Source organism: Nocardia sp. XZ_19_231, from assembly GCF_015355705.1.
GTDB lineage: Bacteria > Actinomycetota > Actinomycetes > Mycobacteriales > Mycobacteriaceae > Nocardia > Nocardia salmonicida.
Map to the genome: position 1 here is coordinate 494,727 of NZ_JACUZI010000005.1, position 13,591 is coordinate 508,317.

At 64.9% G+C, this 13,591-nt stretch carries 11 protein-coding genes and 1 pseudogene; 8 read left to right on the top strand and 4 right to left on the bottom strand.

The window, feature by feature from the left end; translation table 11 throughout:
* The 3 genes from IBJ82_RS24345 to IBJ82_RS24355 are packed head-to-tail and all read left to right on the top strand — an operon-like array spanning window position 1 to window position 3,315.
* On the top strand, window positions 1-411 hold the full coding sequence (locus IBJ82_RS24345) for a VOC family protein (protein ID WP_067447340.1): 411 nt from the start codon (window positions 1-3) through the stop codon (window positions 409-411).
* Window positions 412-466: 55 nt separating this feature from the next.
* A complete protein-coding gene (locus tag IBJ82_RS24350; protein WP_194828280.1) occupies window positions 467-2,848 on the top strand; it encodes an excinuclease ABC subunit UvrA in 2,382 nt (793 codons plus the stop codon).
* A 50-nt stretch (window positions 2,849-2,898) separates the two neighbouring features.
* Window positions 2,899-3,315, top strand: a complete 417-nt coding sequence (locus IBJ82_RS24355; RefSeq protein ID WP_194828281.1) for a GNAT family N-acetyltransferase — start codon at window positions 2,899-2,901, stop codon at window positions 3,313-3,315.
* 63 nt (window positions 3,316-3,378) lie between these two features.
* On the opposite strand, the gene IBJ82_RS24360 is transcribed toward IBJ82_RS24355, so the two are convergent.
* The gene (locus IBJ82_RS24360; RefSeq protein ID WP_194828282.1) at window positions 3,379-3,645 is read right to left on the bottom strand and encodes a hypothetical protein; all 267 of its coding nucleotides are present in this window, start codon (window positions 3,643-3,645) and stop codon (window positions 3,379-3,381) included.
* A 243-nt stretch (window positions 3,646-3,888) separates the two neighbouring features.
* Here IBJ82_RS24360 and IBJ82_RS24365 point away from each other — a divergent pair, with 243 nt between their 5' ends.
* On the top strand, window positions 3,889-4,689 hold the full coding sequence (locus IBJ82_RS24365; protein ID WP_194828283.1) for a carbonic anhydrase family protein: 801 nt from the start codon (window positions 3,889-3,891) through the stop codon (window positions 4,687-4,689).
* Window positions 4,690-4,713: 24 nt separating this feature from the next.
* On the opposite strand, the gene IBJ82_RS24370 is transcribed toward IBJ82_RS24365, so the two are convergent.
* Window positions 4,714-5,313, bottom strand: coding sequence for a TetR/AcrR family transcriptional regulator (locus IBJ82_RS24370; RefSeq protein ID WP_194828284.1), 600 nt, complete (start codon window positions 5,311-5,313; stop codon window positions 4,714-4,716).
* A gap of 78 nt (window positions 5,314-5,391) precedes the next feature.
* Here IBJ82_RS24370 and IBJ82_RS24375 point away from each other — a divergent pair, with 78 nt between their 5' ends.
* From IBJ82_RS24375 to IBJ82_RS24385, 3 genes are all read left to right on the top strand, one after another.
* Window positions 5,392-6,687 (top strand): DUF3533 domain-containing protein, encoded by a 1,296-nt coding sequence (locus IBJ82_RS24375; RefSeq protein WP_228537574.1) that lies wholly within the window; start codon window positions 5,392-5,394, stop codon window positions 6,685-6,687.
* A 30-nt stretch (window positions 6,688-6,717) separates the two neighbouring features.
* On the top strand, window positions 6,718-8,511 hold the full coding sequence (locus tag IBJ82_RS24380; protein ID WP_194828285.1) for a long-chain fatty acid--CoA ligase: 1,794 nt from the start codon (window positions 6,718-6,720) through the stop codon (window positions 8,509-8,511).
* A 143-nt stretch (window positions 8,512-8,654) separates the two neighbouring features.
* Complete coding sequence (locus IBJ82_RS24385) at window positions 8,655-9,812, top strand: acyl-CoA desaturase (RefSeq protein WP_194828286.1); 1,158 nt, start codon at window positions 8,655-8,657, stop codon at window positions 9,810-9,812.
* A gap of 468 nt (window positions 9,813-10,280) precedes the next feature.
* Here the strand turns inward: IBJ82_RS24385 and IBJ82_RS24390 are convergent.
* Window positions 10,281-11,454: pseudogene (locus tag IBJ82_RS24390) on the bottom strand (epoxide hydrolase family protein).
* 102 nt (window positions 11,455-11,556) lie between these two features.
* Between IBJ82_RS24390 and IBJ82_RS24395 the strand changes: the two are divergent.
* Window positions 11,557-12,138 (top strand): ABATE domain-containing protein, encoded by a 582-nt coding sequence (locus IBJ82_RS24395; protein ID WP_194828287.1) that lies wholly within the window; start codon window positions 11,557-11,559, stop codon window positions 12,136-12,138.
* A gap of 127 nt (window positions 12,139-12,265) precedes the next feature.
* Here the strand turns inward: IBJ82_RS24395 and IBJ82_RS24400 are convergent, their stop codons facing one another.
* Entirely contained in the window at window positions 12,266-13,504 is a 1,239-nt protein-coding gene (locus tag IBJ82_RS24400; RefSeq protein ID WP_194828288.1) for a CdaR family transcriptional regulator, read from the bottom strand.
* Window positions 13,505-13,591 lie beyond the last annotated feature (87 nt).

The window sequence follows — 13,591 nt, forward strand, 5'->3', positions numbered from 1 at the left end:
ATGAACCTCACCATTCACCAGAGCTACCTGCCCCAGGACGACCCCGACGCCGCGCTCGCCTTCTACCGCGACGCGCTCGGCTTCGAAGTGCGCAACGATGTGGGCTACAACGGGATGCGCTGGATCACCGTCGGCCCCACCGGCCAGCCCGATACCTCCATCGTGCTGCACCCACCGGCCGCCGACCCCGGCCTCACCGACGACGAACGTCGCGTCATCAGCGAAATGATGGCCAAGGGCACCTACGCCGGTATCAACCTCGCCACCGACGACCTCGACGGCCTGTTCGAAAAGCTCCAGGCAGGAGAGATCGAGGTCGTCCAGGAACCCACTGATCAGCCCTACGGTGTGCGCGACTGCGCCTTCCGCGACCCCGCCGGAAATATGGTCCGCATCCAGCAGACCAAGTAGGCCACCGCGCCGGTAGATTCGATATCCGGCGATGTCGACTGATCGAGGGAGACCCATGAGCACGGCCAAGAAGACCGGCACCACCATAGAGCCGGCCGACAGCCACGATTTGATCCGCGTGCACGGCGCGCGGGTCAACAACCTGCGCGATGTGAGCATCGAGATCCCCAAGCGCAGGCTCACCGTGTTCACCGGCGTGTCCGGATCCGGCAAGAGCTCCCTGGTCTTCGGCACCATCGCCGCCGAGTCACAGCGCCTGATCAACGAGACCTACAGCGCGTTCGTGCAGGGCTTCATGCCCAGCCAAGCGCGCCCCGACGTCGACGTGCTCGAGGGCCTGACGACCGCCATCCTGGTCGACCAGTCCCGCCTCGGCGCCGACCCGCGCTCCACCGTCGGCACCGTCACCGACGCCAACGCGATGCTGCGCATTCTGTTCAGCCGCCTCGGCGACCCCCACATCGGGTCGTCGCAGGCGTTCTCCTTCAACGTCGCCTCGATCAGCGGTGCGGGTGCGGTCGAGGTCGAGAAGAACGGCGTCACCGTCAAGGAACGCCGCAGCTTCTCCATCACCGGCGGCATGTGTCCCACCTGTGAGGGCAAAGGCCAGATCAACGACATCGACCTCACCGAGCTCTACGACGAGAACCTCTCCCTCGACGACGGCCCGTTCAAGATCCCCGGCTACAGCATGGACGGCTGGATGGGCCGCATCTTCAAGGGTTCCGGCTTCTTCGACCCGGCCAAGCCGATCAAGAAGTACACCAAAAAACAGCTCGCCGACCTGCTGTACAAGGAACCGACCAAGGTCAAGGTCGAGGGCATCAACCTCACCTACGAAGGTCTCATCCCTAAACTGCGCAAGTCGATGTTGTCCAAGGACATCGATTCGCTGCAACCACATGTGCGCGCCTTCGTCGAACGCGCCGTCACCTTCGGTACCTGCCCCGACTGTGCGGGCACCCGGCTGTCCGCCGCGGCCCGCTCGTCGAAGATCAACGGCATCAGCATCGCCGACGCCTGCGCCATGCAGATCACCGATCTCGCCGAATGGGTCAAGGAAGTCGACGACCCGTCGGTGGCGCCGCTGCTCGAGTCGCTGCGCCAGACCCTGGACTCGTTCGTCGAGATCGGCCTCGGCTACCTGTCGCTGTCGCGCCCCTCGGGCACCCTGTCGGGCGGTGAAGCCCAGCGCGTCAAGATGATTCGCCACCTCGGGTCCTCGCTCACCGACGTCACCTATGTCTTCGACGAGCCCACCGCGGGCCTGCACCCGCACGACATCCAGCGGATGAACGACCTGCTGCTGCGCCTGCGCGACAAGGGCAACACCGTGCTCGTCGTCGAACACAAGCCCGAAACGATCGTCATCGCCGACCACATCGTCGACCTCGGCCCCGCCGCCGGCTCCAAGGGCGGCACCATCTGCTTCGAAGGCACCGTCGACGGGCTGCGCGCCAGCGACACCGTCACCGGCCGCCACTTCGACGACCGCGCCTCGGTCAAGGACTCGGTGCGAAAGTCGACCAGCGCCTTGCAGATTCGTGGCGCCACCGCCAACAACCTCGACAAAGTCGACGTCGACATCCCCCTCGGCATTCTGGTGGCGATCACCGGCGTCGCGGGCTCGGGCAAGAGCTCGCTCGTGCACGGCTCGATCCCGATCGACGAAGGCGTCATCTCCATCGACCAGACCCCGATCAAGGGCTCGCGCCGCAGCAACCCCGCTACCTATACCGGTCTGCTCGACCACATCCGCAAAGCGTTCGCCAAGGCCACCGGCGCCAAACCAGCCCTGTTCAGCGCCAATTCCGAGGGCGCCTGCCCGAACTGCAACGGCGCGGGCGTGGTCTACACCGACCTGGCGATGATGGCCGGTGTCTCGACCATGTGTGAAGTGTGTGAGGGCAAACGCTTCATGGCCGAAGTCCTCGAGTACACCTTCGCGGGCAAGAACATCAGCGAAGTGCTGTCCATGCCTGTCGACGAAGCCCGTGAGTTCTTCGGCGAAGGCGAAGCCCGCACCCCCGCCGCCCACAAGATCCTCACCCACCTCACCGAAGTCGGCCTCGGCTACCTCACCATCGGCCAACCACTGACCACCCTGTCCGGCGGCGAACGCCAGCGCCTCAAACTCGCCACCCACATGTCCGACAAGGGCGGCACCTACATCCTCGACGAACCGACCACCGGCCTGCACCTGGCCGACGTCGAACAACTCCTCGGCCTGCTCGACCGGCTCGTCGAATCCGGCAAGTCCGTCATCGTCGTCGAACACCACCAGGCCGTGATGGCTCACGCCGACTGGATCATCGACCTCGGCCCCGGCGCGGGCCACGACGGCGGCCACATCGTCTTCGAAGGCACTCCCGCCGAGCTCGTCGAGGCGCGCTCCACCCTCACCGGCGAGCACCTGGCCACCTACGTCGGCGCCTGACGTCTTGCGGCCGGGCTCACCCTGCGCCCGGCCGCACCTATCCTGGACCGATGCTCGAGATCTCCACCGATCCCGCCGCCGTCGACCTCGACTGGCTCCACGACCGCCTGTCGACCGACGCCTACTGGGCCCTCGGCCGCAGCCGCGAACGCGTCCGCCGCGTCGTCGAGAACTCCGTGCCCTACAGCGTGTTCCACGACGGTTTCCAGATCGCCTTCGCCCGCCTGGTCACCGACCGCACCACTTTCGCCTGGCTCTCCGACGTCTACGTAGACCGTCTACAGCGCGGAAAAGGCGTCGGCAAACTCCTGCTGGAGCGGATCATGGCCGACGCCGACGACTGGGGACTGCGCCGCATGGCCCTGGCCACCGGCGATGCCCACGACATGTACCGCCCCTACGGCTTCACCGCCCACCCCAAGCCGGACCAGTGGATGGAAAAGAACTGGCCGACCAACCCCGCTTGAAGAATTCGTTGGGGGACCTCGGGGCCTTCGCCGAATCGAAGTCCGCCGATCACGAAATCACCCTCACAACAGAATCTCGGCCAGCTGATCGGTCGCTCGGATCAACCAGTCGGGGTCGTCGTGACGCCGCCCCCAGAGCGCAGCTTTGACCGCACGCACCTGCGCCCACCGACTGGCCCGATCACGGTCGATTACTGCGGCATCGCAATACAAGTCCAGTCCGCGACGAATGCCCGCGCCCGGATCGGCGGCGAACAGCAGCGGCGCGAACCGGTAGCTGCGAAGGACGGTGATGGTGTCGTAGGCAGGGTCGCCGACATATCCCAGCACCTCGAGCCGCGGCCACCGCCGATGTGACGTATCTCGCCGCCCTCGAGTCTGTTCTCCGCGGTGACGAACGGCATAGCCTGATACCCCGCGCAGGAGCGAAATCGACTGTACTAGAAGGATATTCGGTGCAAACCGGACATCTTCGGTTCGGTGGAAGACTCACTGATTTCGACGCGCGCACACTGCCGTCCCGAGACGCATACATCCGGGCCGACGGCAGAATTATGGCAAGGAGCTACACCGGTGCCGGTTCGTCACAATGACCTCAGCCCCGTCATCACCCGCCGCGGCGCACTCGCCGCACTGGCACTGCTCGCTGCCGCCGGTTGCGGCGGTTCGGTCGCGGCCAACACGGGCAAGCCGCACTGGGACTACGACGCCGAGGGCCCCGAGCACTGGGCCGACCTCGACCGCGGATACTCGGCCTGCCGAGTCGGCCACGCCCAATCGCCGATCGACCTGGACAGCCCCACCGAACTACACCCGTCCGACCACATCGAGATCGACTACCGTCCCATCCCATCGGTGGACCTGCTCAACAACGGGCACACCGTTCAGGTGGGCACCCCAGCGGACTCCGGCAACCGCATTGTCGTCGACGGAACCCCGTTCACCCTGACTCAATTCCACTTCCATCTCCCCAGTGAGCACACAGTCGACGGCGCCGAGACCGCCATGGAACTGCATTTCGTCCACACCGCCCGATCGGGTCGGCTGGCCGTTCTCGCCGTGCTCCTGAACGCGCACACCGACCCCACCCCGCTGAGTCGCATACTCACCGCCGCCCCGAACCGCGCAGGGCTCACCCGCGCTGTCACCACTGTCGACCCGCGCGAATTCCTCCCGGCCGACCTCGCCCAGTTCCGCTACCAGGGCTCCCTGACCACGCCCCCGTGCACCGAAGGCGTCGAGTGGATCGTGCTGCGCCACCCCGCGCCGGTCGCAGTCCACGATGTCGACAGTTACCGCGCGCTGTTCCCGCACAGCAACCGACCCACCCAGCCGCGCAATGGTCGGCTGGTAGTCCTCGCCGGATCCAACTGAGCAGTTGTCGAGGGGCTGTGATCGTCAGCTGGGGGAGGACCGGGGGAGCAGGCCGAGGGTGAGGTGCCGGACCAGGTCGTCGAGCAGCTGTTCGGAGTCGTAGTCGGCGGTATAGCCGGAGCCGACGAAGGTAGCCAAGCCCTGAAGGGCGGCCATGGCGGTGACACCGAGCCGTTTCGGGTCACCTGCCACGATCTCGCCGGCGGCCTGACCTTCGGCGATGAGGGTGATCGGCACCGCGAACGCCCGGTCGGCGGCCTGCTGGAGATCGGCGGAGGTGGAGTTGTTTCGGCGCGCGAACATCAGCGGCAACAGCTCGAGGTTGTCGACGGCGAATCGTAGGTAGGCGTAGGCGACGGTCTGAAGGCGTGCCGTGATGGGTCCTTCGATCACGGCTTGTTCGAAACAGACGCCGAGGCGTTCGAGCCCGGTCACGGCGAGTGCGTCGAGGAGCGCCTGCTTGTCGCGGAAGTGCCGACTCGGCGCCGCATGGCTCACACCGGTGTCGCGGGCCAGCTGACGCAGGGAGAGCCCGTCCACACCGGCCTCACGCAGTGTCGCCTCGGCGCGCGTCAGGAGCGCGGCGCGGAGGTCTCCGTGGTGGTACGGGGTGTGCAGGGACATGGTACGAGCAGGATATCCGACGTCGACCGAATGTTTGCGTTGACTACTTTGTTGTCGGTGACTACATTGACGAATGCCATGACTGACAACACCGCGCCCACCCGCAAGCAGCGCACCATGCCGATCCGCGAATGGCTGGCCCCGATCACCCTGGTCACCATCCTGGCGGCGCTGCTGGGCACCATGTACCTCGGCTACACCGCCGACCCCGAGAAGCACCTCCACGACTTCCCGATCGCCCTGGTCAACCAGGACGTCGGCGACACCGTCGGCGGCAAACCCACCAACATCGGCGAACAGATCACCACGGCGCTGAGCGAGAACATCCCCGCCGACAAGATCGACCTGCGCCCGCTCGGCATCAACGAAGCCCAGCGACAGCTGCAGAACGGCGAGGTGTACGGCGCCATCGTCATCCCCGGCGACTTCACCAAGCGCGTCGCCATCCTCGGCGCCGCATCGATCGTGCCGGGCCAGGTCGAACAGCCGATCATCTCCGTGCTCACCAATCCACGGGCAGGCACTCTCGCCGCACAGATCATGAACACCGTCGCCGACCAAGCCATGACGCAGGTGAACAGCACCGTCGGCGCCCAACTCGCCGAGCAGGTCAGCGCCGCGGTCGGCGCCACCCCACTCAGCGGCGCGGCACAGCTGCAACTCACCGAGCCGATCGACGTCATGGTCAGCGCCTACCACCCACTGCCCGAAGGCACCGGCCAAGGCCTCGCGGCGTTCTTCTACACCCTGGTGCTGCTGATCGTCGGATTCAGCGGCGCGATGATGATCAACTCGCTGGTCGACGCCTCCCTCGGCTACATCCCCGCCGAATACGGCCCATGGCACAAGACCACCACCCCCGCCCCGATCAGTCGATGGCGCACCCTGCTCGTGAAATGGGGAATCGCGACGATCAGCGCCCCGCTGGCATCCGGTGTTTTCCTCGGCGTCGGCACCCTGCTGAACATGTCGATCGAGCGACCACTGATGCTGTTTCTCTATGGCACACTGGCGATCGCCGCCATCGCGGTCACCGCCCTGTCGGTGATGGCCGCCTTCGGCACGGCAGGCCTGATGATCAATCTCATCGTGTTCGTGGTGCTCGGCATCCCGTCGTCCTCGGGCACCATCCCGCTCGAGGCGACACCGCGCTGGATCGCCGACATGGCCACCTTCGAACCCATGCATCAGATCTACCTGTCCGTGCGCGCCATCCTGTTCTTCGACGGACACCTCGAAGCGGGCATGGCACAGGGCCTGTCGATGACCCTAGTCGGACTCGCGATCGGCCTGGTCGTCGGTGCGGTTGCCACCAATGCCTACGACCTGCGCGGACTGCTGCGTCTCGGCATCGAGCACGCGCCCGCGCGATAACTGATCAACCCACGTGGAAGGGCCCCTGTGATGCACGAGTTCGAAGCCCCGGCTTCCTACACGATTCCGGAACACGCGAACAATTCCGACAGCGTGTTCCTGCACGCCGAACACTCGCCACACACGGTGCTGTTCAACGTCTCTGACGGCAGCGGCGGACTCACCGACATCACCGCGGCCCAGTTCGCACGAACGGTCACCGACGTGGCCAAGGGCCTCATCGCCTCAGGCATCGAACCCGGCGACCGCGTGGCCATCATGGCACCCACCCGCTACGAGTGGGTCGTGCTCGACCACGCGATCTGGGCCACCGGCGCCTGCACCGTCGCCATCTACGACAGCTCCGCCGCCGAGCAGGCCACATGGATCCTGCAGGACTCCGCGACGAAGCTGCTCATCGTCGACAGCGACAAACACCGCGCGATCATCGAGGAGATCGACGATCGCGCACTGCCCGAACTACGAGAAATCCTCCAGATCGACAAAGGCATCGTCGAGGAATTGACCACTCGCGGCGCCCATCTCGACGACGCCGCCGTCCACACCCGCCGAGCTGAGGTCGGCGCGAGCGCCCCGGCGACCCTGATCTACACCTCGGGCACCACCGGCCGCCCCAAAGGCGTCATCCTCACGCACGGCAACCTCTACGCCGAGTCGAAATCCGACCGCATCGCCCTGGGCGAGTTCGTCACCCAGGGCAACAAGACACTGATGTTCCTGCCGCTCGCCCATGTCTTCGCACGAGCGGTGACCTTGGCCGCGCTCGACGCCAAGGTCGTCGTCGCGTTCAGTTCTGACTGGTCGACACTCGTCGACCAATTCGGCAGCTACCGACCGCACTTCATCCTCGCGGTGCCGCGAGTGTTCGAAAAGGTCTTCAACGGCGCCAAGCAGAAGGCGCACGCCGGCGGTAAGGGCAAGATCTTCGACCTGGCCACCGAGACCGCCATCGCCTGGAGCGAATCGTTGGACACCGGGGGACCCGGTCTCGCTCTCAGACTGCGCCACACCGTCTTCGACACACTCGTCTACCGCAAACTGCGCCAGGCGCTCGGCGGACGCTGCGAGGCCGCGGTCTCCGGTGGCGGACCGCTGGGCGCTCGGCTCGGTCACTTCTTCCGCGGTGCAGGCATCCCGATCTACGAGGGCTACGGACTCACCGAGACCACCGCGGCGATCACCGTGAACACCCCGGCCGATACCCGAGTCGGCACCGTCGGTCGCCCGACCGAAGGCCACGCCGTCAAGATCGCCGCCGACGGCGAACTGCTGCTGCGCGGCCCGGTCGTCTTCCACGAATACTGGGGCAACCCCCAGGCCACCGAGGACGCTTTCGCCGACGGCTGGTTCCAGACCGGCGATCTCGGCACCATCGACCGCGACGGATACCTCACCATCACCGGTCGCAAGAAGGAAATCATTGTCACCGCAGGCGGAAAGAACGTCTCCCCGGGACTGATGGAGGACTCACTACGCGCCCACCCGCTGATCAGCCAGGCGATGGTGGTCGGTGACGGCCGCCCGTTCGTCGCCGCCCTGATCACCCTCGACCCCGAAATGCTCCCGGCATGGAAGCAAAGCCACAACCTGCCCGCCGACACCACGAACGAGGCGCTGATCGACAACCCGGATCTCGTCGCGGAGATCGATGCGGCCCTCGCCGACACCAACAAGAAGGTGTCCCATGCCGAGGCGATCAAGAAGGTCCGCATTCTGCCCGTCGACTGGACCGAGGCCACCGGCGAACTGACCCCGAAGATGTCGCTCAAGCGCGCAGAGGTCATGAAGAAGTTCGCCACCGAGGTGGACAAGATCTACCGCTAGTAGCTAGTAACACCCAATTCGGGACATCAGGCTGTTACGTCTAACTAAATAACTCGCACTGCACCGCATCGACCCCTCGAGTTCGTATCCTCACCAGGACCGCGCCCGGCGCGCGGCACCGGAACAGGGGTTGAACACAGCAGATGGCTATATCTGACGTCGAGGCGTACACGCATCTCTCGCCGACCGACATCGAAGAGTTCGGGCAACGCCTGGACGCGTTGCGCGGACAGATCGAATCCAGCTTGGGCGAGCGCGATGCGAAATATATCAAGACTGTCATTCGCGTTCAGCGAGCGTGCGAGATAGCCGCTCGACTCGTGCTGATCGACTCGGGTCGAAAAAGCAGTTGGTGGTGGGGGACAGGCCTACTCACCTTGTCGAAGGTGCTCGAGAACATGGAGATCGGGCACAACGTCATGCACGGTCAGTGGGACTGGATGAACGACCCGGAAATCCACTCCACCACCTGGGAATGGGACCATTCCATGCCCGCCGCGCATTGGAAAGAAGCGCACAATTACCGCCACCACGTTTTTACCAACGTGCTCGGCATGGACCCCGACGAAGGCTACGGTCTGCTCCGCATCACCCGCGACCGCCGCTGGCGTCCTTACCACCTCGGTAACTTCGTCTACCTCGTCCCGGTTTCGCTGCTCTATGAACTGGGCATGTGCGTGTACCACCTGGAGATCCCGCGCGTGCTGGCGGGCAAGAAGGACAAGAAGAAGTTCCGGGAAGCTCGTGACGAAATCGTCCAGAAGGCAGGAAAGCAGCTGCTCAAGGACTACGTCATCTTCCCGGCGATGACCGGGCGGAACTGGAAATCGACGATACGCGCGAACATCACCGCCAACCTCACCAAGAACGTGTGGGAGCAGATCATCACGTTCTGCGGGCATTTCCCCGACGGTGCGGAGAAGTTCACCAAACGCGATATCGAGGGCGAGACCCGCGGCGAATGGTACCTGCGCCAATACCTGGGCAGCGCCAATATCGAAGTCGGTCCCCTGATGCGTATTCTGTCGGGCACGCTCAGCCATCAAATCGAACACCATCTGTTCCCGGATCTGCCGAGCAACCGACTCCCCGAGATTCAACGTGAAGTGCGCAAACTCGCGGCTGAATATCGCCTGCCCTACACCACCGGCAGCCTGGTCCGGCAATACGGTCTGACATTGCGCACCATCGCGAAACTGTCGTTGCCCGATAAGTACCTCACCGCCGATGCCGACAACGCTCCGGAGACCAGCTCCGAAAAGGCCACGGAATCCCGCCGCCTCGCCCCTGTTCTCGTCTGATCCTGATCGGCGCACCGCATCACTTCGAGTTCGACGATGCGGTGCGCCGTCCGGGAACCTCCGATAGTTTCGTCACTGTGACGAAATAGGGTCAGGGAAGCGGGAGGGGGAGTGCCACCCCTCAGGTGGCCGATTCGACTTTCTGTGAATCCAGGGCCCAGATCTGGCGATTGGCGAATTCAGCACGGACGGTCATTAATCGAACAATGCGGGAATTATCCGAATTTTGTCAGATTTCGTCCCAGAACTCTGAAATGTCGTGCGACGGCCTGTGTAAATTGTGGTCGCGCACAAATGGAAGCGCAGACAGGCGCCTCAGGGGGCCTGTCTGCGCGCGGTGCAACTCGGCATACGCCGCAAACATCCCGCAGAAATCGCAAATACCCCTCCCGACCGGCCGCCTTCAAACGCCGATAATGCACATTATGTCAACTAGACCCTCTTTCGGCACACCACACCCAGCTGCGTTCAGCGATTCGCAGCCAGTACAGCCGCGAGGCCTTCCTGCAGGTCCTTGACGAAGTACGCGGGAACCTCGAGCGATGGGAAATGTCCCCCGCTCTCGGGCAACCTCCAACGGACGATCTGTCGGTACCGCTCCTGCGCCCACGCGCGTGGCGCCTTCTCGACATCACGTGGATACATGGTGATTGCCGACGGTACGTCTACGCGAAGTTCCGGGTCGAGCGAGTTGTGGCTTTCGTAGTAGATGCGGGCCGCGGATGCGCCGGTCCGCGTCAGCCAGTACAGGGTGACATCGTCGAGAACGCTGTCGATGGAGATCGTTTCGAACGGGCTGTCCTCGGTATCGGTCCACTCGGCGAACTTGTCGAGGATCCAGGCGAGCAGCCCGACCGGTGAGTCGACGAGCGAGTAGCCGATGGTCTGCGGTCGCGTCGCCTGCTGCTTGGCGTACGCCGCGCGGTGGCTCCAGAAGTCGCGGGTTTCCGCTGCCCACTCGCGCTCCATCGGCGTCAGTCCGTCCGTGGTCAACCCGGGCGGTCCTTCCGTGAACGTGGTGTGGATGCCGAGAACGTGCGCCGGGAACCTGCCGCCGAGAACCGTGGTGATGTTGCCTCCCCAGTCGCCGCCGTGGGCTAGGAACTGGCTGTAGCCGAGCCTTCCCATCAGTTCGACCCAGGCGGCCGCGATTTTCTCGGTCCCCCACCCGGTGGTGACCGGCTTGTCGCTGTAGCCGAAGCCTGGCAACGACGGGACGACGACGTGGAACGCCGGCGCGTCTGCGCCTTTCGGATCTGCCAGCTCGTCTACTACATCGATGAACCGAACAATGCTGTCCGGCCAACCGTGCGTCAGGATCAGCGGAGTGGCATCCGCGCGCGCGGATCGGCGGTGCAGGAAGTGGATTCCCAGGTCATCGAATGGTCGTGCGGAACTGGCCGATCCGGTTGAGGCGCTCTTCGAACGACCGCCAGTTGTACTCGGTGCGCCAGTAGTTCACGACGTCGACGAGGTCGGCGAGAGGGACTCCCTGTTCCCATCTCCGAGGGTCGGGCGCGGCTCGGTAGACCGTCTCGGCCTCCGGTAGGCGCGCTGCGGCCAATCGCGCGCGCAGATCGTCGAGGTCAGCGTCAGGTGCGTGGGCTTCGAATGCGTGCACATCGCCGGTTGGGCGGGGCATGAGAACTCCTTGCCGTCGCGGAGCCGGCTACACCAATCGAGAACCGGCTAAGACGGTTCTAACACGCCTTGATTCCGATGCGCAACCGGCTAAGGTGGTTCCATGCGTGCCGAGTTCCCTGACTTCCGCCTCGGAAGTGTGCTGGCGACCAGCTTCACGGCGACTCTGACGGAGCGTCACGGCGACGCTGTGGAACGCATTCCCACGCCCCAGCGACTCGTCGACTGGCTCGCAGTGAACGGCCTAGCTGTGGACTCCTGCACCACCGCCCAGCTCGAACTCGCTCGGACACTGCGGGAATCAATTCACGCCGCCGCGACAGCGGCCGCGATCCAGGACACTCCCCCTGTGTCTGCTGTCCGAATCATCAACGACCGCAGCATTCAAGGGCGAGCGGCGGCGATTCTGACGCCCGAGAGCAATCGCGAATGGCGACTCAGCTCGGCTTCCTGCGTAGAAGATGCCCTGGGCGTCATCGCCGCCGACGCGATCAGCATCATCGCGGGCGAACGAGACGGAAGATTGGCCTTGTGCGCATCACCGACATGTCGAGCGGCTTTCTTCGACACCAGCCAGAGCCGCACCCGCAAATGGTGTGACATGAACACGTGCGGGAATCGTCAGAAGAAGGCGCGCTTCAACGCCAACCAGCGTAAAACCTCAGATCAGCGCAGTGATCGTTAGCTCTGGTCCACTCCCCTGGTTCAGGGACGGTCGACGTCAGCGGTCGAGGTCGCCACTGTCAGTGGGATTTCCGCCCGACGCAGGCCGGTGGCGGAACAGCTGTGCGGGACGCACAAACCACCTGGACTCAGATTGTCCGAGTCAGGACGTGGCGGTACCAGCGGCAGATGCCGAGGGCGAAGCGCAGTTCGAAGGTGTCGGTGTCGACCGCGATGCCGTAGCGGCCGGTGACCTGTTGAATGCGGTATTGGACGGTGTTGCGGTGGACGTCGAGGACGCGGGCCGTGCGGGAGTAGCTGGCGCCTTCGGCGAGGAACACCTCGAGGGTGTTCCTCAGTAGCTCCACTTTGGTGCCTTCGCCGGCCAGTGGGCCGAGGACGCGGCGGACGAGGCCGGCCAGTTCGTCCGGGTCGTCGGTCAGCAGCGCGAAGGGCGCGATCGTGTCGTAGTCGACCACGGTGGGTGCGGTCTCCCCCGCTGAAATGGCCAGTGCCTTCGCCCGTGCCGCACTGCGGGCCGAGCGCCGAAACCCGGGCAGCCCATCGCCGATCGGGCCGAGAGCGACTCGCACCGGTAGCCCGGAGGACTCGACCTGTTCGGTGAGTTCGTGGAGCGCGCACGGCTCCTCGATCGGGAACCAGAGACACATGGCGCGGTCCCCCGACGCCGCGACCAATTCGGAGCCACGGGTGCGCATCGCGGCGGACAGTAGCTGTCGTGCCTGCTCGAGCGCGCGCACCGCGTCTGTGCCGGTGACTGTCGACCATACTTCGGCCGCAAGATGTCGCTGGTCGAGTCGGTAGTTGAGCACTTCTTCGGCCGCCGCGACGTCGACATCCTCGTTGTCGAGCAGACGCGCGATCCACTGCTGTCGTGCGGCTTGGCGACTGCTGAGCCAGCGATCCCGTTCCGCCTCGTAGATTCGCCCCATCGACGAATTGAGCCGATCCAGGTAGGTCCCCGCGAACTTGAGGACCTCCGCGATCCGGGCGGGTTGGTCGGGGCCGGGAACGGCGAGGATCAGCCCGATCGCCGCGTCGAGGATGCGGTATTGCCCCAACCCGTAGGCGCGCAGCAGGATCGTCAGCGGTACACCTCGCCGGGCCAGGCGTTGGGCGTAGGCGGCGGCGCCGGCAGGCGGGCCGACGGTGGAGGGATCGATACCGTTCGCCAGGACGTGCTGCACGGCGGCGATGTTCTCCGCGATGCTGGCGGCTCGCATCTCGGCCAGGTCGGCGGCTACGTCGTTGAGCGGAATCATCTGCTCGGTGACTCGGATGAGGTCTTCGGTGATGGCGTCGACACGCGGGCCGAGGGCCTGTCCCACCCATATCAGGGATCCGTAGGCCGCCACGGGCGCTTCCATTCGTTGAACAAAAAACATCGACGCCATTGTGCCATCAGCACAAATTTCTGATCGATTCGGTCTGGGCGGCGAGAAACAAACCGGTCA